Genomic DNA, 20,011 nt, shown 5'->3' on the forward strand with positions numbered 1-20,011 from the left:
GCTTCCCGCTCAGTAGCGTTTCACGCGCGAGACCAGCAGGCGCGCGATGACGAGGACGATGAAGGTGACGAAGAACAGGATGCAGCCGAGCGCGATCAGCGCGTTGAGCTGCAGCCCCATCGCCTCGTTGAACTCGTTGGCGATGCGCGAGGCGATCGTCGAGCCGGGGTCGAGGATCGAGGCCGAGAGGCGGTTGGCGTTGCCGACCACGAAGGTCACGGCCATGGTTTCGCCGAGCGCACGGCCGAGACCGAGCATGATCGCGCCGATGATGGCGACGCCGGCCTGCGGGACCAGGACGTGGCGGACGACCTCCCAGGTCGTGGCCCCGATGCCATAGGCGCTCTCGCGCAGCACCGAGGGGATCTGCTCGAGCATGTCGCGCGTGATCGAGGCGATGAAGGGGATGATCATGAAGGCGAGGATCATGCCCGCCGTGAAGATGCCGAGCCCGGAGGGCGAGCGCGCATAGAGCACCGTGCCGATGAGCGGCATGCCCTCGACGATGTTCGAGAGCGGCACCTGCACATATTGCGCGAAGAGCGGCACGAAGACGAAGAGGCCCCACATGCCGTAGATGATCGAGGGCACCGCGGCGAGCAACTCGATCGCGGTCGAGACCGGCCCCTTGAACCAGGGCGGCGCCAGCTGGGTGAGATAGATGGCGATGCCAAGCGAGAGCGGCACGCCGATGACCAGCGCGATCATAGCGGTCGCCAGCGTGCCGACGATGGCCGGCCAGGCGCCGTACTGCTCGTTCTGGGTGTCCCAGACGCTCGAGGTGATGAAGCCGAAGCCGAACTCGCGGAAAGCCGGCCACCCGCCGATGACCATCGAGACCATGATGCCGGCGAGCAGCACGAGGACGAGCAGCGCCGCCAGGAAACTGGCATTGCGGAAGACGAAGTCGAAGGTCGCCTTCGGCGTTTTGCGGATGGCGGGCGCTGACGGCGCGCTGGTCATGTCGGTCACGGCGGTCATCCGCGGGAGCTCCAATCATTGCCGAGGCTGCACCGGACCGCTCGGACGGCCCGGTCTGCCCCGGCCTTCATCCCGAGGCGCGCGGCACGCGCCTCGGGATGAAGGCCGGGAATGGCCGTGGCGAGGCGGTATCCCGCCTCGCCACGGTTTATCAGTATCAGAAGACCGGCTTGCCGGCGCCGTCCGTGATGCCCTTCCAGGCGTTGCGGACCTGATCCTTGACGTTGGTCGGGAGCGGCACGTAGTCGAGCTCCAGAGCCATCTGGTCGCCGTTCTTGTAGGTCCAGTCGACGAACTTCAGCGCGGCCAGGGTCTCTTCCGGCTTCTCCGGCTTGGCGTGGACCAGCAGGAAGGTGGCGGAGGTGATCGGCCAGGCGTTGGCGCCCTTCTGGTTGTTCAGCGAGATGCCGAAGCCGGGGGCCGCGTTCCAGTCGGCGTTGGCCGCAGCGGCCTGGAACGACTTGTCGTCCGGCGCCGGGAACTGGCCTTCGGCGTTCTGGACCAGGGCATGGGCCAGCTTGTTCTGCTTGGCATAGGCGTATTCGACATAGCCGATGGCGTTGGCGACCTGCTTGACCGAGGCCGAGACGCCCTCGTTGCCCTTGCCGCCGATGCCGACCGGCCACTGAACGGCGGTGTTGTTGCCGATCTTGGACTTCCAGTCGGCCGAGACGCGGCTCAGATAGTCGGTGAACTGGAAGGTCGTGCCCGACCCGTCCGAACGGTAGACCGGGTTGATGTTGGCGTCGGGCAGGGTCACGCCGCTGTTGAGCGCGACGATCTTCGGGTCGTTCCACTTCTTGATGTCGCCGAGATAGATCTGGGCGATGATCTCGCCGGTCAGCTTCAGCTGGCCGGGGGCGACACCGGCGATGTTGACCGCCGGAACGATGCCGCCCATCACGGTCGGGAACTGGATCAGGCCGTCCTTGGTCAGGTCCTCGCCCTTGAGCGGAGCGTCGGTGGCGCCGAAGGCGACCGTCTTGGCCTTGATCTGGCGAATGCCGCCACCCGAACCGATCGACTGGTAGTTGAGACCGATATTGGTCTCCTTCTTATAGGCTTCCGCCCATTTGGCGTAGATCGGGAAGGGGAAGGTCGCGCCGGCGCCGGTGATGTCGGCGGCCTGGGCCACGCCTGACAGACCGATCGTCGCAGCCGCGAGAATGAGAATTTTGCGCATGAGATGTCCTCTGGGTCGCAAGGCAGTTCTTAGCGAGCCGTTCAGAACACTGTCTGGATGACAGCTTCATGACAGTTCGTCACGAAAGCTGTCACAAAGGGTTTCAGCCCGCTTGCCAGGTGCGGCACGCCGGCAAGCGGCGGCCGTCATTCCGCAAAAAGCGCAGCGCGTATCTACCCGGCCCGCTGGGCCTCGAACCGCGGGAGCACGGCCCTGAAGGTCGCGCCCTCTCCGCGCGCGCTCTCGATCGTGAGCCGGCCGCGGTGGCGCAGGACGATATGCTTGACGATGGCGAGGCCGAGCCCGGTGCCGCCGGCCTCGCGGCTCGCCGCGGTATCGACGCGATAGAAGCGCTCGGTCAGGCGCGGCAGATGCTCGGGCGCGATGCCCGGGCCGTCGTCGCGCACGCCGACGCTGGCCTCGACGGGGCCGTCCTGGACGTCGATCACGACCTCGCCGCCGCGTTTGCCGTATTTGATCGCGTTCTCGACCAGGTTCTCCATCAGCCGCAGCAATTCGTCCCGGTCGCCCGCGACCCGAACCGGCGCGGCCGGCGCACGCAGCGTCAGCGTGACGTCGCGCCCGCGGGCCATCAGCGTCAGCGAATCGACGATCTCGCGCGAGATGCCGACAAGATCGACCGGTGTCTCGGGCGCGAGATGGGCGCGCAGCTCGATGCGGGAGAGCGACAGGAGATCGTCGACGAGGCGCGCCATGCGCAGCCCCTGCTCGCGCATGATCGCGAGGAAGCGGTCGCGCGCGCCGGCATCGTTGCGGGCCGGCCCCTGCAGCGTCTCGACGAAGCCGAGCAGCGAGGCGAGCGGCGTGCGCAGCTCATGGCTGGCATTGGCGACGAAATCGACCCGCATCCGCTCGATGACGCGCTGTTCGCTCAGATCCTCGAAGGTCAGGAGCACGGGGCTGCGCCAGACGCCGCCCGGCAGCGCGGCGATATGGATCTTGAAGGTGCGCTCGACCGGCACGCGCTCGATCAGTTCGATGACCTCCCGGCCGCCGTGGCGGGCGACGCCGTCGATCGCCTCGATCAGGTCCGGATCACGCAGGACAAGGGTGAGCAGCTTCCCCGTGCCCAGAGCCGGGATCAGGGCGCGCATGGCGGGGCTGAGCGCGCGCGCGACGCCCTGCGCATCGAGCAGGACCACGGCCGCACCCATCCCCTCGATCAGGGCCTGCGTCGCGGGGGCGTTCGGGTCGACGGTATCGAGCATCGGCGGGAACCTCGGCGATCCCCTCGGTGGACGGCCGAGGACGGGTCGAAGAACAGGCCGCCCTTCCTGATCGCTGGCACCGCCCGCGTCAATTCCCGTTCGACGCCGTCGCGAACGGCGGCGCTGCCGCGGCCGCGGCCGTCAGTAGTTCATCGCCCGGGTGCGGGCGTTGCCGATATGGATGCTCATCTCCTCCGCGGCGCGGATCGGGTCCCGGGTCTCGATCGCGCCGATGATCTTCAGATGGTCGCGCATCACCGGAACGAGAATGTGGTTCTGGATGCGGGTCTCGTATTGCCGGATCAGCCTGATCTTCAGCCAGGTGACGCGGAAGGCCTGGCTGACGATGTCGTTGTCGAGATGGTCGATGATCGCCTCGTGCAGCAGGCGGTCGACATCCTCGGCATCCTCGATCAGCTGCTCGTCGCCGCCGGCCTCGGCGCGGACGATGATCGCCTCGTGCCGGGCGCGCTGCTCGGCGATCTCCTCGTCGGTCGCATTGACGGCGTAGAGTGCCGTCGCCTCCTTCTCGAGGAAGAGCCGGAACTGGAAGGCGTTGCGGATCAGGTTGAGGTCGACATGGGCGACCTGCATGCCCCGCTGCGGCACCGTCTTGATCAGCCCCTCGGCCTCCAGCCGCGGGATCAACTCGCGGATCGCGCCCAGCGGGAAGCCCGTCATCGCGACGAGCTCGCGCTGGGTCACGAATTGGCCGGGCTTGATCTCGCGGGCGAGCAGCCGCTCGGTGAAGGAGGCATAGGCGCGCTCCCTCAGCTTCAGCGGTTCGCCTTCGCGCTCCTCCGGCTCAATCTGGTTCACCGTCACTCCTTTCAGGCGGCCTGCCTCACGCCGCTTTGGCCTGTACGATCGAATCGAAGGCGGAGAAGAGCCGCTTGCGGGTGGCTTCTTCCAGCGCCTCGAGCGGCGGGCGCATCGCGCCGTAGCCCGGATCGCCATGCAGATGGCCGACCAGTGCCTTGACCGCCGCCAGCACGGGATGCGCACAGATCTCGTCGACCAGCGCATTGACCGTCGGATCGTCCTTGCCCTCGTAGACGATCGGCCGCAGCAAATGCGGCACGAGATTGGCGACGCCGCAGATCGTTCCCTGGGCGCCGTTGCGCACCGCCCTTGCCAGTTGACGCTCGTCGCCGACGAGGATGGCGAGCTCGCCATGCGCCTTCAGGAAGGCCTCGGTCGTCGCATAGTCGCCGGAGGAATCCTTCACCCCGACGACCACGCCCGGGAAGGCCTGCTTGAGGCGGCCGACCAGCGCCACGCTGAGCGGAACAGCGGTGACCGAGGGGATGTGGTAGAGGATAACGTTGCGCAAGCCGGGGCCGAGCTTTTCGAAGAGTTGCGAGAACCAGCGATAAAGTCCCTCGTCGCTGACGCCCTTGAAGTAGAAGGGCGGCGCCACCAGCAGCCCCCTGGCGCCGGCATCGAGCGCATGGCGCCCCTGCTCGACCGACTCGTTGAGCGAGGACGCCGCGACGCCGGCATAGATCTGTTTTGCCGGATCGAGCCCGGCGCCGATCAGCGCGCCCATCATCGCCCCGCGGGCGGGCAAGCCGAGCGCCGCGCCTTCTCCCGTCGTGCCGTACAAGGTGACGCTGTCGCAGCCCTGCGCCAGCACGTGCCGGGCGTGTTTGACGAGGCGCGGCAGGTCGACGCTACCGCCCTCCCGCATCGGGGTGGTGATCGCGCAGGAGAGGCCGAAGCGGTTGGGATCGAGGGCCATGATTCAGGACTTTCGGGAGAGGAAGGCGCCAAAGTGAATTTCGACTGACATGTTAGTTTGCACACATGCGCAAAACAAGTGTTCCGCCGTCATTGCGAGGGGCGGAGCGACGACGCAGTCCAGGGAGCTGTAGAGCGTCGCCGGCCCGGGACTGGTTCGCTGCGCCCGCAATGACGATCAGCCATCTTTCAGCCCTCCGGCGGAGAGCCCGGCGACGATCTCGCGCTGGGCCAGCACCGTGACCAGCAGCACCGGAAGCGTGACGAGCAGCGCGGCAGCGGCCAGCGGCCCCCAGGAGATCTGCTCGAAGGTCAGCGAATTGTAGACGGCCGAGGGCAGCGTACGGCTCGCCTTGCCGCCGAGCACGACCGAGAAGATGAAGTTGTTCCAGGAGAAGATGAAGGCGAGGATGCCGCCGACGACGATGCCTGGGCGCGCCAGCGGCAGCGCGACATGGCGGAAGGCCTGCCAGGTGGTGGCGCCGTCGATGCGGGCGGCATCCTCCAGCTCCATCGGCACGTTCTCGAAATAGCCGATCATGATCCAGACGATGATCGGGATGGTGATGACGAGATGGGTGATCACCAGCGCGGTAATGGTGCCCACGAGCCCGGTGATCTGGAACAGCAGGAAGAGCGGGATGAGGTAGGACAGCGCCGGCGTCATCCGCGCAACCAGGATCAGGATCGCGAATTTCGTCGCCTTGCCGCGGGCGATGCCGTAGCCGGCGGGCACCCCGACGGCGAGGCCGATCAGCACCGCGCCGCCGGTGACCAGGATCGAGTTCCAGAGATAGAGCGCGAAATCGTTCTTCTCGAACACGTCGACGTAATTCTTCAGTGTCGGCGGGTTCGGGATGAAGACCGGCGGGAAGGCGGTGTTGTCGAGCTCGTTCTTGAAGGACAGCGAGATCATCCAGAGGAAGACCAGCACCGCCGGCGAGACCAGCACGAAGACCGAGGCCCAGAAGCCGATGCGCTTAAGGAGGCGGGTCATCACGCGTTCCACTTCGACTTCTGCCGCGCGTAGAGCAGCAGCAGCGAGAGCATGATGATGATGACGAAGAAGATCACCACCACGGCCGAGGCGTAGCCAATCTTGTAGAACTGGAAGGCCTGCAGATAGAGGAAGATGTTCAGCGTCTCGGAGGCCGTACCCGGGCCGCCCTGGGTGATGACGAAGATCGTGTCGAAGGCCTTCAGCGCATCGATGGTACGGATCACGATCGCCACCATGATGAAGGGCCAGACCAGCGGCAGCGTGATGTGCCGGAACATGTGCCAGTCATTGGCGCCGTCGATGAGCGCGGATTCATAGGGCTCGGCCGGGAGGCCGGCGAGGCCGCCGAGCACGATCAGCATGACCAGCGGCGTCCAGTGCCAGACCTCGACCAGGATCAGCGTCGGGATCACCGCATTGGGCGAATAGACCCAGGGCTGCGGCCCGATGCCGACCAGCGAGAGCAGGTAGTTCAGCACGCCGAGCTGGGGATGGAACATCATCGTCCAGACCAGCGCGACGGCGACCGGCGTCGCCATCATCGGCATCACGAAGATGGTGCGCAGCAGGCCGCGGAACGGGAATTCGCGGTGGAAGACCAGCGCCGCCGCCGTACCGAACACGATGGGAAGCACCACGGCGAGAATCGTGAAATAGGCCGTGTGCCCCATCGACTCGATGAAGCGCGCGTCGTTGAAAAGCTCGCGGAAATTGTGCAGGCCGACGAATTCCGGCCCGCCGCCGATCTTCCAGTCCTGCGAGGACATGTAGAGCGTGAACAGCCAGGGGAAGACGATCACCGCCGCCACGACCAGCACCGCCGGGGCCGCGAACAGCCAGTAGCGCGGCGTGAAATCGGCGGATGCATGTGCCGAGGCCGGCTGCGGAGAGGTCGTGATCGTCGCTGTAGGCAGTGATGTAGCTGTCATGACTGAATTCGCTCGAACCAACCCGTCATGCTCGCCCTTGTGGCGAGCATCCACGTCTTGAACACTGCGCGTCATCGGCGAAGACGTGGATGGTCGGGACAAGCCCCACCATGACGCTGTGGCGCCGCGCTGTTCCGCTCGCTCACCCTTGCTCGCTTACCCCTGCTCGCTCTTGGCGAGGACCGGCGCGAAGGCTTCCGTGGCCTTCTTCAGCTCGGCCGCGACATCGGCGCCGCCGATCATGTTGGTCAGGCCGACGCCGAAGACGTCGCGGAACTCCGTGACCGGGACGATCTGCGGCAGCGCGGCGCGGGCGATCTTGGCCGAGTCGAGCAGGCAGTCGAAATACTGCTTGCCGAACTTGGAGGATTCGATCGTCGCCTTGTCGACATAGGCCGAGGAACGGGCCGGTGCGCCGGCGCCCGCCTTCAGCATGGCGAGCTGCTGGGCCTTGTTGGTCATGTGCTGGATGTAGAGCCAGGCGGCTTCCTTCTTCTGCGAGCCGCGCGATATGCCGATGCCGTCGCCGAACATGCCGGCGTGATGCGCCTTGGGGCCGGGCGGGGTGACGCCATAGCCGACCTTGCCGACGATGCGGGACTTCGACGGGTCCTCGAGCGGCGTCGCGAAGCCGATGCCGTCCAGCCACATCGCGGCGCGGCCCTGCATGAAGGTGGTCTGGCACTCGTTCCAGTTGAAGCCGACCTGACCGACGGGGCCGGTGTCCTTGTTGAGCTTCTTGTAGAGCTCGCCGGCCCAGATCGCCTCCGGTGTATCGGTGAGCAGCTTGCCCTCTGCGGAGGTGGTCTCGATGCCCTGGCCGAGCAGCAGGCAGGCCCAGACCGGGACGTTGGCGTTCTTCAGGCCGCGCGAGACGAAGCCGGCGACGCCCTTGGCGGGGTCGTTCAGCTTGGCGGCGGCGACCGCCATCTCGTCCATCGTCTTGGGGAAGGCCACACCCTTCGCGTCGAAGAGCTCCTTGTTGTAGTAGACCATCCAGTAATCGACGAAGAAGGGCAGCGTATCGAGCGCCCCATCGGCCTGGCGGGCATAGGCGACCGCGCCGGCGCCGAAATCCTCGAAGTTGAAGTCCGGCGAGGTCAGCGCCGCGTCCTTGATCATCGGCGTCAGGTCGGCGAACCATTTGCCCTTCGCCGCCATGCGCTTCTGCACATGCAGCGAGATGCCGCTGACGTCGAAGCTGGGCCTGCCCGAGGCGAACTCGATCACCGCCTTCTGGCGCTGCTGCTGCTCCGGTACCTGCTCGGAGGAGACCTTGATGCCGGTGAGTTCGGTAAACTCCTTCTCGGCCGCCTGGAACAGGTCCGAACGCGGGTTCTTGACCAGCAGCACGTCGATGCTGGTGCCGGAGAAGCGCTTCCAGTTGAACGCACCCTGCGCCCGCGCCTCGCGCAGCACCATGGGCGAGCCGATGGCGCCGGCCGCCCCTAGAGCGGCGGCGCCACGCATCAGAGCGCGACGGGTCGGCTTGAGAATGATGTCGCTCATGGAAAACGTCCTCCCTGGACTGTTGCCTGCCCTTCGCGGGCCTGTTGATCTGATCGTCCGCGCCGGGTTTCGACCCGGTCTCCGGCAACCATCTTGGCGGCGACGCTACCCCGACCCGAAGACGGTTGCAAGCTAACATGTTGGTATGCACATAGTGCTGCAACGATAACGGAAACGCTCCTCTCATGCTGCCCGCCAGCCCCCTCGCCCCGCGCCCGCTCGGCCGCAGCGGATTATCCGTCTCGATGCTCGGCTTCGGGGCTGCCCCGCTCGGCGACCTCTATGCCCATCTCGACGAGCAAGAGGCCGTGGCGACCGTCGAGGCCGCGATCGCAGGCGGCGTCACGCTGATCGACACCTCCCCGCTCTATGGCCACGGCCTCTCCGAGCACCGCATCGGCACCGCCCTGCGCCGCGCGGGCCGGGATGGCATCGCGCTTTCGACCAAGGTCGGCCGCGTCGCCGAGCCTTTCGCAGGGCGTGGCGACGGCTCCGGCTATCGGGGCGGACTGCCGCATGGGATGCGCTTCGACTACTCTCATGACGGCGCGATGCGCTCGCTCGAGCAATCCGCGCTGCGTCTCGGCGTCGACAGCATCGACATCGTGCTGATCCACGACGTCGATGCCTGGACGCATGGCGAAGCGATGGTCGAGCAGCGTTTCTCCGAGGCGATGGCGGGAGCCTATCGTGCGCTGGAGCGCCTGCGGGCGGCCGGTGCGGTCAAGGCAATCGGCGTCGGCGTCAACGAGGCGCAGATGTGCGAGCGCTTCGCGCGCGAAGGCGACTTCGACACGATGCTGCTGGCCGGGCGCTACTCGCTCCTGGAGCAACCGGCGCTCGCCTCCTTCATGGCGCTGGCAGAGCAGAAGGGCATTGGGCTGATGCTCGGCGGCGTCTTCAATTCCGGTATCCTCGCGACCGGGCCGGTGGCGGGGGCGAAGTACAACTACAACCCCGCCCCGCCCGATATCCTCGCCCGGGTCGCGGCGATCGAGGCGGTCTGCGCCCGCCATGGAGTTCCGCTGCGCCGGGCAGCGCTGCATTTTCCGCTCGGCCATCCGGCGGTGGCGAGCCTCGTCATGGGAGCGATCTCGCCGGCGGAGGTACAGGATCAGATCGCCGAACTCTCGCAGCCCGTGCCAGCTGCGCTCTGGGCCGAGCTCAAGGCCGAGGGGCTGCTCGGCCGCGACGTACCGGTGCCGGCGTGAAGCCGATGCGGATCGATGCCCATCAGCATTTCTGGCAGCTCGCGCGGGCCGATTACGGTTGGCTGAGGCCGGCGCTCGGGCCGATCTATCGCGATTTCGGGCCAGCCGACCTCGCGCCCCTGCTTGCACGCCACGCGATCGACCGGACCATCCTCGTCCAGGCCGCACCGACCGAGGCGGAGACGCGCTTCCTGCTCGGCATCGCGGCGCGCACGCCGTTCGTCGCGGGCGTGGTGGGCTGGGCCGATTTCGATGCGCCCGACATCGCGCGGCGGATCGAACTTCTCGCGAGCCATGACGGTCTCGTCGGCCTGCGTCCGATGGTCCAGGACATCGCGGACGACGACTGGCTCGCGAAGCCTGCGCTCGCGCCCGCCTTCGCAGCGATGCGCGCGCATGGCCTCGTCTTCGACGCGCTGCTGCTGCCCCGCCACATCCCGGCAGCGCTCGCCATACTGGCCCGCGAGCCCGAACTGCCGGTCGTGATCGACCATGCCGCCAAGCCCGACCTCGTCACTGGCGATCTCGCGGACTGGCGCGCGGGCATCGCCGCGCTCGCCGCTCATCCCAATGTGGTCTGCAAGCTGTCGGGCCTGGTGACCGAGTCCGCAGCGGACTGGACGATCGAGACCCTGCGCCCCGTCGTGGCGCATCTGCTCGCGACCTTCGGCCCACAGCGGCTGATCTTCGGCAGCGACTGGCCTGTGCTGACCTTGCGGGCGGAGTATTCGCACTGGATCGAGACCGCGGAGGCGCTGCTGGAGGGCTGCACCGACGGCGAACGCGAGGCGGTGTTCGGTGGCAATGCCGCGCGGGTCTATCTTTCGCGAGGAGGACGTAAGTGAACCTCGGACCTTGCCGTCATTGCGAGCGCAGCGAAGCAATCCAGGGCGGCAGTGCTCTACGTCCCCCTGGATTGCTTCGTCGCTAACGCTCCTCGCAATGACGACCGTGAACTCTGGAAGACGACCATGCTGAAGAACCTCGACCCCGTGCTCTCCGCCGACCTGCTCTGGCTGCTGGCCGCCATGGGACATGGTGATGACCTCGCCTTGGTCGATGCCAACCACCCGGCCGAGACGATCGCGCGGGCGACGACGTCCGGGCGGCTCGTCCGGCTACCCGGGCTGACGATGGAGCGGGCGGCACGGGCCATTCTCTCGGTTCTGCCGATCGACGATTTCGAGCCTGAGCCGCTACGTCGTATGCAGGTGGTTGGCGATGCGGAGGCAATCCCCGAGGTGCAGGCGGCGGTCCAGCGCGAGATCGACCAGGCGCTCGGACGCCCGGAACCGCTCGCCGGCATCGGGCGCTTCGCCTTCTACGAGGCTGCGAAAGCCGCCTTCGCGGTTGTGCAGGTCGGCGATCCGCGGCCCTATGGCTGCTTCCTGTTGCGCAAGGGTGTGATCGCCGGCGAGCCGGGCTGAGCGCGCCTCTCTCGATCAGTCGGCGGCCTTGGCCACCGCCTGACGCAGCCGCGCCAGCGCCTCGGTCGCACCGGCGCTGAGCGTGACGTCGTTCGACTCGGCATCCTTGGTGATCAGCTCGGTCAGTGCGGCCACGGTGATCTCGGCCCGGGCGGCGGTGAGCTTCAGCACGGCATTGGCGATGATGTTCGGCCAGAAGGCGGCCGCCCCCTTGGCCAGCCCCTTGGCCTTGCGGCCCTCGAATTCGCGGGCGAGCTGCTCCGGGGTCTTCTTCGCCATGATCGGGCTCCATCGCGGGTGACTGCCTCTCAGGGCATGGCCGCCAGACCGGCCCCGCATCTGGTGCATGGCCTAGGCCGCTTCTAAACTTGAGTCCAACAAATCTGCAGGACAAGTTCGGTTTTCATGGACCAGCGCAGCGCGACGCAGGCAGGCGAGGCGGCGACCGCCCCTCCGTCGATGCGCCATGAGGACATCCGCAGCATCCTGTTCGGCATCATGCTGGCGATGTTCCTGGCGGCGCTCGACCAGACCATCGTCGCGACCGCGATGCCGACGATCGGGCGTGAGCTCGGCGACACCACGCATCTGTCCTGGGTGGTAACGTCCTATCTCCTGGCCTCGACCGCGGTGACGCCGCTTTACGGCAAGCTCGCCGACATCCATGGCCGGCGGGTCGTGCTGCTGTCGGGCATCGTCGTCTTCGTCGCGGGCTCGATCGCCTGCGCGATTGCGCCCTCGCTCTGGCTTTTGGTGCTGGCGCGCTTCATCCAGGGGCTGGGCGGCGGCGGGCTGATCGCGCTGGCTCAGACCATCATCGCCGACATGGTCTCGCCCAAGGAGCGCGGGCGCTACCAGGTCTATTTCGCCGCCGTCTTCATGTCGTCCTCGCTGCTCGGCCCGGTGCTGGGCGGCATCATCGCCGAGAAGCTGCACTGGTCGGTGATCTTCTGGATCAACCTGCCGCTCGGGCTCGGCGCCTATTGGATGACGAGTTCGGCGCTGAAGCGGCTGCCGCGGCATGAGCGGCCGCATGAGCTCGACATCCTCGGCGCGGTGCTGATCACGGCTGCGACGGTGACACTGCTGCTCGCCCTGTCCTGGGGCGGGACTTATTACCCCTGGCGCTCGGCGCCGATCGGCGGGTTGCTGGCCCTCTCTCTCGCGCTCTGGCTCTGCTTCGCCTGGCGGCTGCGGACGGCGAAGGAGCCGCTGATCCCGCTCGACGTGCTGGCCAACCCGGTGGTGCGGATGGGCACGATCTCTGCCGGTTTCGGCATGGGCACCTTCATCGGGCTGACGATCTACCTGCCGGTCTATTTCGAGATGGTGATGGGCTTGAGCGCCGGTTCCTCCGGGCTCGGTCTGCTGCCGCTGACCTGCGGCACCGTGATCGGCGCGACGGCGTCCGGCCGGGCGATGGCGCGGCTGACCCATTACAAGCGCGTGCCCGTGATCGGGCTCGCCTTCGCCGCATCCGGCGTCGCGCTGCTCGCGATTTATGCCGGCCGCATGCCGCTCCTGCCCTTCTGCCTGCTGCTCGGGCTGATCAGCATCGGCTTCGGCACCATGCTGCCGGTCGCCACCGTCGCGATCCAGAACGCGGTCAAGCCGCATCAGCTCGGTACGGCGACGGGGACGGCCAACTTCTTCCGGCAGATCGGCGGGGCGCTGATCGTCGCGGTTTTCGGCGCGATCGTGCTGGGCGGGGCGGGCATGTCCGGCTCCGGCATGTCGCATGAGACGATGAAGCTCGACGCCGTCGACCGCGAGACGATGGTCGTGCTGTTCCGCTATGTCTTCTGGGCGACCTTCGCCGGCTTCGCCTGCGCGCTCGCCTTCCTGATCCGGATGAAGGAGCTGCCGCTGCGCACCAGCACCCAGGCCGCGGCGGAGGCGCTTTCGGGCGACTGACCGCAGGTCGTTTGATCCAGGCCAAGACGGACGCGCCGCTTTGGGCTAGCCTGCTCGCGTTACCGACCGTCACCCGGTCCAGCGTCGACATCCACAAAGTGGCAGGAGAGCCCCCATGTCCGATCTCGTCGTCATCGTCTATCCGACCGAGGCGCGCGCCGAGGAGATGCGCCAGAAGCTGTTCACGCTGCAGAAGGAATACCTGATCGAGATCAGCGACGCCGCCATCGCCGTGATGCACGAGAACGGCAAGGTGAAGCTGAACCAGTTGCTCAATACCACCGCGATGGGCGCCGTCTCGGGCTCTTTCTGGGGCCTGCTGATCGGTGCGATCTTCCTGATGCCGGTCTTCGGTGCGGCGATCGGCGCTGCGTCGGGCGCGCTCGGCGGCGCGCTGACCGATTACGGCGTCGACGACAAGTTCATGAAGGAACTCTCGAACAGCCTGCAGCCCGGCAATGCGGCGCTGTTCGTGCTGGTCCGGAAGGTGACCGGCGACAAGGTGCTGGAGGCGATCAAGGGCACCGGCGGCGTGGTTTTGAAGACCTCGCTCGACCATGACCGCGAGCAGGCCCTGCGCGACGCGCTGGCCGCCACGACCGGCACCGCCGCCCCGCGCCCGGACGGCCCCGCGCCCGAAGGAGCAGGTGCGCCGAGCCCGGTGGGTTGAGCCGGCAGCTTTCGCCGTCATTGCGAGCGTAAGCGAAGCAATCCAGGGGGATACGGAGCTCTGCCGCCCCTGGATTGCTTCGTCGGCTGCCCCTCCTCGCAAGGACGAGGAGGCCGCGATCTCAGTCGCGCAGCAGCTCGTTGATGCCGGTCTTCGAGCGCGTCTGGGCGTCGACGGTCTTGACGATGACGGCGCAGGAGAGCGAGGGGCCGGGCGTGCCGTCCGGGAAAGGCTTGCCCGGCAGCGAGCCCGGCACCACCACCGAATAGGGCGGTACCTTGCCGATATGGACCTGGCCGGTGGCGCGGTCGACGATCTTGGTCGAGCCCGAGAGGAAGACACCCATCGAGAGCACAGAGCCCTCGCCGACGATCACGCCCTCGACGACCTCGGAGCGGGCGCCGATGAAGCAGTTGTCCTCGATGATGGTCGGGTTGGCCTGCAGCGGCTCGAGCACCCCGCCGATGCCGACGCCGCCCGAGAGATGCACGTTCTTGCCGATCTGGGCGCAGGAGCCGACCGTCGCCCAGGTATCGACCATGGTGCCGGAATCGACATAGGCGCCGATATTGACGAAGGACGGCATCAGCACGACGTTCGCGGCGATGTAGGAGCCCTTGCGCGCCGCGGCCGGCGGCACGACGCGGAAGCCCGCGGCGCGGAAGCGGTTCTCGCCCCAGCCCTCGAACTTGGACGGCACCTTGTCCCAGAACACGCCCTCTCCCGGGCCGTTGGCGATGATCATGTTGTCAGTCAGGCGGAAGGAGAGAAGCACCGCCTTCTTCAGCCACTGATGCACGACCCACTCAGTGCCCTGCTTCTCGGCGACGCGGGCTTCGCCCGAATCGAGCATCTCGATCGCCTGCTCGACGGCATCGCGAACGGCACCCCTGGTGTTGATGCCGATTTCGGCGCGGGCCTCCCAGGCTGCGTCGATGGTGGCGGCGAGATCGGTCAGCGACATGGCACGGCTCCGGCTTTCACGAGACGCCGGAGCGATGGCGGATGCCGACTGCTGCGTCAAGCATGTGCGTCAGGCACGGGCGCCCGAAAAGCCGCCTGCGCGGGGAACGCCGCCGCGCGTGCCGTGTTAGACTGAGGGCTTGGAACCGTTGCTGCCGGAGGTCCCCATGAAGCGTATCGTCCTCTCCCTGATGCTGGTGCTGGCGACTGGCGCGGCACTCGCCCAGCCGCGGCCATCCTCGCCGGAGCGGACCTGCGCCGCCAACCGGCAGAGCGTGGCCTCCAACGGCGCGATCGTGCTCGGCACGGGCGGCTACACCTATGACCGCTTCGTCAACGACCTCAGCTTCTGCCAGCACGGCGATATTCTCGACCCGGCCTGGGTGCCGAGCCGCGACACGCCGAGCTGCTTCGTCGGTTATCGCTGCAAGACCGATATGCGCTGGGATTGAGGATATTCGGCAGCGGGCGCGCCTGCGCGAGCGCAAATCTTCGCAATCTCGACGCAATTGCGGCCTTTTCTGATGTCGCTGGATTTTAGACGAGGATGCCGGAGATGAAGATCGCGCCGATCGCGGCCCTGGCCCTGACGCTCGCTGCCGGGGGTTGCATCACCGCTGAGGAGCAGCGCGCGCTCGATGTCGAGAAATGCCACGGCTTCGGCTTCCGTGGCCGAACGGACGCCTTCGCGGAATGCCTGCAGGCAATCGACCTCAACCGCTCGGCCGACAGGCGGGCCCTCGCCTATCGCGATTTTGGCGGGCCCTATGTCGGGTTCGGCTATGGCTATGGTTACAGGCGCTGGTGAGGCGCAGCAGCGCTAGGCTTCGTCCTTCGCCTCCGGCCGAAACTCCCGCAGCGCCGGCAGGCGCGCATGGATGCGGCGCAGGAAGTCGGTGAACTGATCGCGCTCCTCCGGCGTCAGGGCGTCCAGCAGGATCTGCTCGCGCCGCGTCGCCAGCGCGATCAGCCGGTCGTGCAGCGCATAGCCGCTGGCGGTCAGTTCGAGGAGCTGGCGACGGCCGTCGCGCCCGTCCACACCTTCCGCGACATGCCCCGCCGCGACCAGCGCCGCGACGCTGCGGCTGACGGCGCCCTTGTCCAGGCCGATGATCTCGCAGATGCGCTGCGCCGCGATGCCGGGCTCGATGGCGAGCTGCGAGATCAGCCGCCATTCGGTGACGCCGACGCCGAAACGCTCGAGATAAAGCCGCGACGAACTGCGCGACCAGGTATTGGAGATCGCCGTCAGAAAGTACGGGACGTAGGCGCCGAGATCCAGAACGTCCCGGTCAACACCGCCTGATCCGGCGGCCCCGCTGCGTTTCGTCGAAGGCATGCCCCACCCTGCAATGGCCCGCAGCCATCTGACCCCGCCTCGGCGCCCGGAGCAAGCGGCGCGAGGTCGCAGCGGAAGAGCTGTGGCGCCGCTAGAACCTGCCGGGCTTTCTCGGAACCAAACCGTCATCCCGGACAAGCTGCGAAGCAGCGCAGCTCAGGGATCCATCGTAGAGCTCGCCACCCTTCGATGGCTTCCGGGCCTGGCCCGGGATGACGTCCATGTTTCCGTGTAAAATCAGCACCCTAGGCCTTCGCCCGCCGCAGCAGATAGGTGTCCATGATCCAGCCCTGCTTCCGCCTGGCTTGGGCACGGACACGCTCGACCTCGTCCGCGACATCGGCGAGGCGGCCGGCAATCAGGATTTCGTGCTCGGTGCCGAGATAGGCGCCCCAGTAGATCTCGAGGTCCTCGGGCGCGATCTGCCGGAAGGCCTGCTCGCCGTCGAGCATGACGATGACGCTGTCCTGCCCGGCCGGAAAGCCGGCGACGAGCTTTCTCCCGGTGGTGATCAGCACGGGCTCGCCGATGCGGTTGAGCGGAATCTTGTGACGCGCCGCCAGCAACTGGATGCTGCTGATGCCGGGGATCACCTCCCAGTCGAGGGCGAGGCCGCCGGCGCGCACGCGCTCGACGATGCGCAGCGTGCTGTCATAGAGCGCGGGATCGCCCCAGACGAGCAGCGCGCCGAACTGCCCCGCCGGGAGTTCCTCGCGGAACAGGCGGTCGTAGTTCGCGGCGATGCGGCCGTGCCAGTCATCGACGACGCCGCGATAGTCGCTGCCTGCCGGCGCGCGCTGCGGCGTTTCGATCGTCACGGTCCGATAGGGCTTCTCGATGAAGCGGTCGCAGATCTGCTCGCGCAGGTGGCGCAGCGCCGCCTTCTCCTCGCCCTTGTCCGGCAGGAACACGACATCGGCCCGGTTCAGGGCCTTGATGGCCTGGACCGTCATCAGGTCTGGGTCGCCCGCGCCGATGCCGACGATCAGAAGTTTGCGCATCCCCGCCTCGCGATCCGTGGAGCACGCCTCATAGAGCGAGCCCTCATCCTGAGGAACCCCGAAGGGCTGCCTCAGGATGTTCCAGATGGTTCCGGAGCCTCCTGGAGCATCCTTCGAGACGCCGCCTCGGGCGGCTCCTCAGGATGAGGGCTGGGGATCGCCGCGCGTCAGGCGCGGCCGGCGACCTCGACCTGCGCCAGATCGAAGTCGGGCCGGGCCGCGGCGACACGCGCCAGCGCTGCCTGGAGCGCAGCGATGTCGGCCGCCGGCTCGGGCTGCCAGCCACAGGGGCAGGAGGTATCGCCGAGATGGGCGTCCGCGACCTCGCGATAGACGGAGCCGATGGCTTCGGCAGCGAGTTCGAGGACCGCCTGCGGCGAAAGCCGGCTCTCGTGCAGGACGCCGCAGAACGCAGCCATCACGAGCTGGCGCAGTTCGGCGCGCGCATCCTGCCGGAGTGCACGGGCGTCAGGCAGCATGGCGCACCCTTCCGACCGCGCGCCGCGACAACTCCGCCTCGGGCAAGGCCACGGTCAGCAGATCGACCAGCCGCTGCATCCGCGGGGGCAGGGCCTGGCTCGCCTCGATGCCCAACGGCTGCCGCGCCAGCGCGACGGCGCGGCGCAGCTCGAGGCGACTCGCCTCGGTGCGGACGACCTCGCGGATGATGATCTCGTCGATGCGCCCGATCGCAGCGGCGACATCCGCCTCGCTTACTCCAGCCATCGACATCTCCATTCGCTGTGATTCCATCACGGCGAACAGATAGGCGCGAAGCCATGAGCTATCAAGTAATTGTTTTTATTGAATAAATAGAACTATTCGAATGTACGCCCCACTCTTCCCGAATACGAATCTAGTGCTCGCCGACGATCTCGAGCCTGGCGCCATGGGCGAGCGCCCGGTCGAGGGGGCGGTCGGCCGGGCCGAAGAAGGAGATCGCGAAGGCGCCCTGTCCGCGGCGGTCGAGATGGCGCGTCAGCCCCTCGCAGGCGTCGCTGCGCGCTTCCGTCAGCGACAGCACCTGCCGGCCGAGCCTGAACTGGGCCAGACCGAAGCCGAGGCCCGGCACCGTGCCGAAAGCCGCCGGTTCCAGCCCGGTCAGCGCCTTGTAGCGGGCGACCGAAGCGGCGAGATCGCGCACCGCGACGGTGACGCCAGCGATGCCGGTGACGCCGTTGGCGTGCTCGCGGGCGGTGCCCTCCGGCACGCGCAGCGCGCGCGGCGTGACATCCTCGCAGAGGAAGGGGATGTCGGGCTCGGGCGGCCGGGCCGAGCGCCAGGCGATGTCGGTACCATCAGGCTTCAGCCGCGCGCCGTCGATCGGCCCGTCGATCTCGATGCCGGCGGCGCGCGCGCGGGCGAGATCGGTATCGAGCGTATCCGCCGGCAGCAGGGCGTAGTCGACGAGGCCGCTGCCGGCATCGTTCAGCACGTTCCACCAGCGGAAATCCGGCACCGGCCGGGCAAAGGCGATGATCTCGAGATAGGCGCCGTCCGCCAGCACGACCAGCGCGTTGCGCGAGCCGCGCGGATGCTCGCCGCCGGCCAGCACCGTGAAGCCCAACGCCTCGTAGTCGCGCATCGCCTGGTCGAGATCGGTCACGGCGATGACGATGTGGTCGATGGACAAAGGCATGAAGGGCCTCCTTGCGCGTTGGCGGTCTTGTTGAGGGGAATGACGGGGACGGATCAGGCGCTGCGGGCGATGGCCTCGATCTTGTCGAGGCCGCCGAGCCTGGGGGCGAAGCTCGTCCAGACCTTGCGGGCGCCCGCCTCCCAGGCGGTCCTGTCTTCGGGCTGGGCGACTTTACCGCCGTCCGATGCCGCCTTGGCCATCGAGGCCTCCTCGTCGGCGACGATCAGCGCGTCGAAATAGGCCGTGCTCTCGGCGGCGGCCGCGGCGAAGGCCTCTCTGTCGGCCGGCGCCAGCCCCTTCCAGAAGCCGGCCGAGACCATGACGACGCCGCTCGCCCAGATATGGCCGGTCTCGATCAGCCACGGCACGACCTCGTGCAGGCGGAAGCCGACATAGGCCGATTTGGTCAGGTCCATGCAGTCGACCACGCCGGTCTTGAGGGCGTTGTAGGTCTCGGGGATCGGGATCGGCGTCGGATGGGCGCCGAAGCCGGACCAGAGCTCGGTGTGCAGCGGGCTCTGGATGACGCGGATGCGCTTGCCGCGAATGGCGGCGGGCGTCGTCAGCGGCTCCTTCGCCAGCAGATGGCGGGCCCCGTAGTTGATGAAGCCGAGCACGACGAAGCTCTGCGCTTCGTACCGGCCCTTGAGCTCCGTGCCGAGCGGGCCTGCCAAAACGCGCCGGAGATGGTCGCGGTCGCGGAACAGGAAAGGCAGGTCGAGGATCTGTCCCTCCGGGACCCAGCCGGACAGCGCCGAGATCGTCGAGAGCGTGGCCTGGACCGAGCTCAGGCGCAGGCCTTCCGCCACCTCCTTCTCGCCGCCGAGCGCGGCATTGCCGACGATGCGCAGGTCGAAGCGTCCCGGCGCCGTCCGGCTCAGCGTCTCGGCGATGCGGCGCCAGATCTTCGTCTCCGGCTTGTCCTCGCCAAACAGCGAGGCGACCGTCACCGGGCGGCCGGCGGCCTGGGTCCGGCCGGCGAGAACGAGCGCGGGGGCCGCCAGTAGGCCGGCTCCCACCATGCGGCGGCTCGGAAACATCCGGGAAACTCCTTTAGCGGGCCTGCCTCGGCCGTATCGCGGCCGTTTGCAAGATAAGGCGGCGCATCGCCCCAATCCAAGGCTGCGACTTGACGCAGCCCGCGCGGCGCATAGCCCGTGGCCAGGCGTCCTAAGGGCAACTCTCGTATTGATACCGCTCCTGAAGAGTCGATACGGTCTGCAGACTGATTCGCGTTGGCGTTCCCCCAAATTCCGCAGGCTCGTCTTCGAGGCCA

General features: G+C 67.5%; 23 protein-coding genes. 7 read left to right on the top strand and 16 right to left on the bottom strand.

The features are described from left to right. Nucleotides 1–9 precede the first annotated feature (9 nt). The 8 genes from pstC to ASE63_RS24565 form a co-directional block, all read right to left on the bottom strand. Nucleotides 10–981 (bottom strand): phosphate ABC transporter permease subunit PstC, encoded by a 972-nt coding sequence (gene pstC, locus ASE63_RS24530; RefSeq protein WP_056807968.1) that lies wholly within the window; start codon nt 979–981, stop codon nt 10–12. Nucleotides 982–1,138: 157 nt separating this feature from the next. Then, entirely contained in the window at nt 1,139–2,164 is a 1,026-nt protein-coding gene (pstS, locus tag ASE63_RS24535) for a phosphate ABC transporter substrate-binding protein PstS (protein ID WP_056807970.1), read from the bottom strand. Between the two features lie 173 nt (nt 2,165–2,337). Beyond that, nucleotides 2,338–3,393, bottom strand: a complete 1,056-nt coding sequence (locus ASE63_RS24540) for an ATP-binding protein (RefSeq protein ID WP_056807972.1) — start codon at nt 3,391–3,393, stop codon at nt 2,338–2,340. A gap of 141 nt (nt 3,394–3,534) precedes the next feature. After that, complete coding sequence (locus ASE63_RS24545) at nt 3,535–4,212, bottom strand: GntR family transcriptional regulator (RefSeq protein WP_244491587.1); 678 nt, start codon at nt 4,210–4,212, stop codon at nt 3,535–3,537. Between the two features lie 25 nt (nt 4,213–4,237). After that, entirely contained in the window at nt 4,238–5,134 is an 897-nt protein-coding gene (locus tag ASE63_RS24550; protein ID WP_056807974.1) for a dihydrodipicolinate synthase family protein, read from the bottom strand. A gap of 177 nt (nt 5,135–5,311) precedes the next feature. Beyond that, complete coding sequence (locus ASE63_RS24555; protein ID WP_056807975.1) at nt 5,312–6,130, bottom strand: carbohydrate ABC transporter permease; 819 nt, start codon at nt 6,128–6,130, stop codon at nt 5,312–5,314. After that, the gene (locus ASE63_RS24560; protein ID WP_056807977.1) at nt 6,130–7,062 is read right to left on the bottom strand and encodes a sugar ABC transporter permease; all 933 of its coding nucleotides are present in this window, start codon (nt 7,060–7,062) and stop codon (nt 6,130–6,132) included. Before ASE63_RS24560 ends, ASE63_RS24555 begins: the two co-directional genes overlap by 1 nt. A 156-nt stretch (nt 7,063–7,218) precedes the next feature. After that, nucleotides 7,219–8,571 (bottom strand): sugar ABC transporter substrate-binding protein, encoded by a 1,353-nt coding sequence (locus ASE63_RS24565; protein WP_056807979.1) that lies wholly within the window; start codon nt 8,569–8,571, stop codon nt 7,219–7,221. A gap of 185 nt (nt 8,572–8,756) precedes the next feature. Here ASE63_RS24565 and ASE63_RS24570 point away from each other — a divergent pair, with 185 nt between their 5' ends. From ASE63_RS24570 to ASE63_RS24580, 3 genes are all read left to right on the top strand, one after another. Beyond that, nucleotides 8,757–9,782 (top strand): aldo/keto reductase, encoded by a 1,026-nt coding sequence (locus ASE63_RS24570; protein WP_056807981.1) that lies wholly within the window; start codon nt 8,757–8,759, stop codon nt 9,780–9,782. A 5-nt stretch (nt 9,783–9,787) separates the two neighbouring features. Then, on the top strand, nt 9,788–10,627 hold the full coding sequence (locus ASE63_RS24575) for an amidohydrolase family protein (protein ID WP_056808155.1): 840 nt from the start codon (nt 9,788–9,790) through the stop codon (nt 10,625–10,627). Between the two features lie 126 nt (nt 10,628–10,753). Further along, nucleotides 10,754–11,209 carry an RbsD/FucU domain-containing protein gene (locus tag ASE63_RS24580; RefSeq protein ID WP_056807982.1) on the top strand — a complete coding sequence of 152 codons (456 nt, stop codon included), beginning with the start codon at nt 10,754–10,756 and terminating at the stop codon, nt 11,207–11,209. A 15-nt stretch (nt 11,210–11,224) separates the two neighbouring features. On the opposite strand, the gene ASE63_RS24585 is transcribed toward ASE63_RS24580, so the two are convergent. Beyond that, nucleotides 11,225–11,488 (bottom strand): hypothetical protein, encoded by a 264-nt coding sequence (locus ASE63_RS24585; RefSeq protein WP_056807985.1) that lies wholly within the window; start codon nt 11,486–11,488, stop codon nt 11,225–11,227. Between the two features lie 126 nt (nt 11,489–11,614). Between ASE63_RS24585 and ASE63_RS24590 the strand changes: the two genes are divergently transcribed. Both ASE63_RS24590 and ASE63_RS24595 read left to right on the top strand, forming a co-directional pair. Beyond that, complete coding sequence (locus tag ASE63_RS24590) at nt 11,615–13,123, top strand: MDR family MFS transporter (RefSeq protein ID WP_056807987.1); 1,509 nt, start codon at nt 11,615–11,617, stop codon at nt 13,121–13,123. Between the two features lie 115 nt (nt 13,124–13,238). Further along, entirely contained in the window at nt 13,239–13,793 is a 555-nt protein-coding gene (locus ASE63_RS24595; RefSeq protein WP_056807989.1) for a DUF1269 domain-containing protein, read from the top strand. 121 nt (nt 13,794–13,914) lie between these two features. Here the strand turns inward: ASE63_RS24595 and dapD are convergent, their stop codons facing one another. Then, nucleotides 13,915–14,757 carry a 2,3,4,5-tetrahydropyridine-2,6-dicarboxylate N-succinyltransferase gene (gene dapD, locus ASE63_RS24600; RefSeq protein WP_056807991.1) on the bottom strand — a complete coding sequence of 281 codons (843 nt, stop codon included), beginning with the start codon at nt 14,755–14,757 and terminating at the stop codon, nt 13,915–13,917. Between the two features lie 166 nt (nt 14,758–14,923). On the opposite strand from dapD, the gene ASE63_RS24605 reads away from it, so the two are divergent. Continuing rightward, nucleotides 14,924–15,208: a hypothetical protein gene (locus tag ASE63_RS24605; protein WP_056807993.1), complete on the top strand. Its 285-nt coding sequence runs from the start codon at nt 14,924–14,926 to the stop codon at nt 15,206–15,208. Between the two features lie 104 nt (nt 15,209–15,312). Further along, complete coding sequence (locus tag ASE63_RS24610; RefSeq protein ID WP_056808157.1) at nt 15,313–15,564, top strand: hypothetical protein; 252 nt, start codon at nt 15,313–15,315, stop codon at nt 15,562–15,564. Nucleotides 15,565–15,576: 12 nt separating this feature from the next. On the opposite strand, the gene ASE63_RS24615 is transcribed toward ASE63_RS24610, so the two are convergent. The 6 genes from ASE63_RS24615 to ASE63_RS24640 form a co-directional block, all read right to left on the bottom strand. After that, nucleotides 15,577–16,095, bottom strand: a complete 519-nt coding sequence (locus tag ASE63_RS24615) for a MarR family winged helix-turn-helix transcriptional regulator (RefSeq protein WP_056807996.1) — start codon at nt 16,093–16,095, stop codon at nt 15,577–15,579. A 245-nt stretch (nt 16,096–16,340) separates the two neighbouring features. Beyond that, the gene (cobF, locus tag ASE63_RS24620) at nt 16,341–17,096 is read right to left on the bottom strand and encodes a precorrin-6A synthase (deacetylating) (RefSeq protein WP_056807998.1); all 756 of its coding nucleotides are present in this window, start codon (nt 17,094–17,096) and stop codon (nt 16,341–16,343) included. A gap of 167 nt (nt 17,097–17,263) precedes the next feature. After that, nucleotides 17,264–17,575: a hypothetical protein gene (locus ASE63_RS24625; protein WP_056808000.1), complete on the bottom strand. Its 312-nt coding sequence runs from the start codon at nt 17,573–17,575 to the stop codon at nt 17,264–17,266. Beyond that, a complete protein-coding gene (locus ASE63_RS24630; protein ID WP_156410591.1) occupies nt 17,565–17,822 on the bottom strand; it encodes a hypothetical protein in 258 nt (85 codons plus the stop codon). Before ASE63_RS24630 ends, ASE63_RS24625 begins: the two co-directional genes overlap by 11 nt. A 130-nt stretch (nt 17,823–17,952) precedes the next feature. Next, on the bottom strand, nt 17,953–18,735 hold the full coding sequence (locus tag ASE63_RS24635; protein ID WP_056808004.1) for a VOC family protein: 783 nt from the start codon (nt 18,733–18,735) through the stop codon (nt 17,953–17,955). A 53-nt stretch (nt 18,736–18,788) separates the two neighbouring features. Further along, nucleotides 18,789–19,775 carry a TRAP transporter substrate-binding protein gene (locus ASE63_RS24640; RefSeq protein WP_056808007.1) on the bottom strand — a complete coding sequence of 329 codons (987 nt, stop codon included), beginning with the start codon at nt 19,773–19,775 and terminating at the stop codon, nt 18,789–18,791. Between the last annotated feature and the right edge of the window lie 236 nt (nt 19,776–20,011).

It is taken from the genome of Allobosea sp. Root381, assembly GCF_001429395.1.
In the GTDB taxonomy this organism is placed as follows: Bacteria; Pseudomonadota; Alphaproteobacteria; order Rhizobiales; family Beijerinckiaceae; genus Allobosea.

Bases quoted from the DNA above. Each gene is read 5' to 3' on its own strand.
- ASE63_RS24585 (WP_056807985.1), bottom strand. From the start codon at position 11,488: ATGGCGAAGAAGACCCCGGAGCAGCTCGCCCGCGAATTCGAGGGCCGC.
- ASE63_RS24615 (WP_056807996.1), bottom strand. From the start codon at position 16,095: ATGCCTTCGACGAAACGCAGCGGGGCCGCCGGATCAGGCGGTGTTGAC.
- ASE63_RS24640 (WP_056808007.1), bottom strand. From the start codon at position 19,775: ATGTTTCCGAGCCGCCGCATGGTGGGAGCCGGCCTACTGGCGGCCCCC.
- ASE63_RS24595 (WP_056807989.1), top strand. From the start codon at position 13,239: ATGTCCGATCTCGTCGTCATCGTCTATCCGACCGAGGCGCGCGCCGAG.
- ASE63_RS24610 (WP_056808157.1), top strand. From the start codon at position 15,313: ATGAAGATCGCGCCGATCGCGGCCCTGGCCCTGACGCTCGCTGCCGGG.
- cobF (WP_056807998.1), bottom strand. From the start codon at position 17,096: ATGCGCAAACTTCTGATCGTCGGCATCGGCGCGGGCGACCCAGACCTG.
- ASE63_RS24570 (WP_056807981.1), top strand. From the start codon at position 8,757: ATGCTGCCCGCCAGCCCCCTCGCCCCGCGCCCGCTCGGCCGCAGCGGA.
- ASE63_RS24565 (WP_056807979.1), bottom strand. From the start codon at position 8,571: ATGAGCGACATCATTCTCAAGCCGACCCGTCGCGCTCTGATGCGTGGC.
- ASE63_RS24550 (WP_056807974.1), bottom strand. From the start codon at position 5,134: ATGGCCCTCGATCCCAACCGCTTCGGCCTCTCCTGCGCGATCACCACC.
- ASE63_RS24635 (WP_056808004.1), bottom strand. From the start codon at position 18,735: ATGCCTTTGTCCATCGACCACATCGTCATCGCCGTGACCGATCTCGAC.
- ASE63_RS24575 (WP_056808155.1), top strand. From the start codon at position 9,788: ATGCGGATCGATGCCCATCAGCATTTCTGGCAGCTCGCGCGGGCCGAT.
- pstC (WP_056807968.1), bottom strand. From the start codon at position 981: ATGACCGCCGTGACCGACATGACCAGCGCGCCGTCAGCGCCCGCCATC.
- ASE63_RS24605 (WP_056807993.1), top strand. From the start codon at position 14,924: ATGAAGCGTATCGTCCTCTCCCTGATGCTGGTGCTGGCGACTGGCGCG.
- ASE63_RS24625 (WP_056808000.1), bottom strand. From the start codon at position 17,575: ATGCTGCCTGACGCCCGTGCACTCCGGCAGGATGCGCGCGCCGAACTG.
- ASE63_RS24590 (WP_056807987.1), top strand. From the start codon at position 11,615: ATGGACCAGCGCAGCGCGACGCAGGCAGGCGAGGCGGCGACCGCCCCT.
- ASE63_RS24555 (WP_056807975.1), bottom strand. From the start codon at position 6,130: ATGACCCGCCTCCTTAAGCGCATCGGCTTCTGGGCCTCGGTCTTCGTG.
- ASE63_RS24560 (WP_056807977.1), bottom strand. From the start codon at position 7,062: ATGACAGCTACATCACTGCCTACAGCGACGATCACGACCTCTCCGCAG.
- dapD (WP_056807991.1), bottom strand. From the start codon at position 14,757: ATGTCGCTGACCGATCTCGCCGCCACCATCGACGCAGCCTGGGAGGCC.
- ASE63_RS24540 (WP_056807972.1), bottom strand. From the start codon at position 3,393: ATGCTCGATACCGTCGACCCGAACGCCCCCGCGACGCAGGCCCTGATC.
- ASE63_RS24630 (WP_156410591.1), bottom strand. From the start codon at position 17,822: ATGGCTGGAGTAAGCGAGGCGGATGTCGCCGCTGCGATCGGGCGCATC.
- pstS (WP_056807970.1), bottom strand. From the start codon at position 2,164: ATGCGCAAAATTCTCATTCTCGCGGCTGCGACGATCGGTCTGTCAGGC.
- ASE63_RS24580 (WP_056807982.1), top strand. From the start codon at position 10,754: ATGCTGAAGAACCTCGACCCCGTGCTCTCCGCCGACCTGCTCTGGCTG.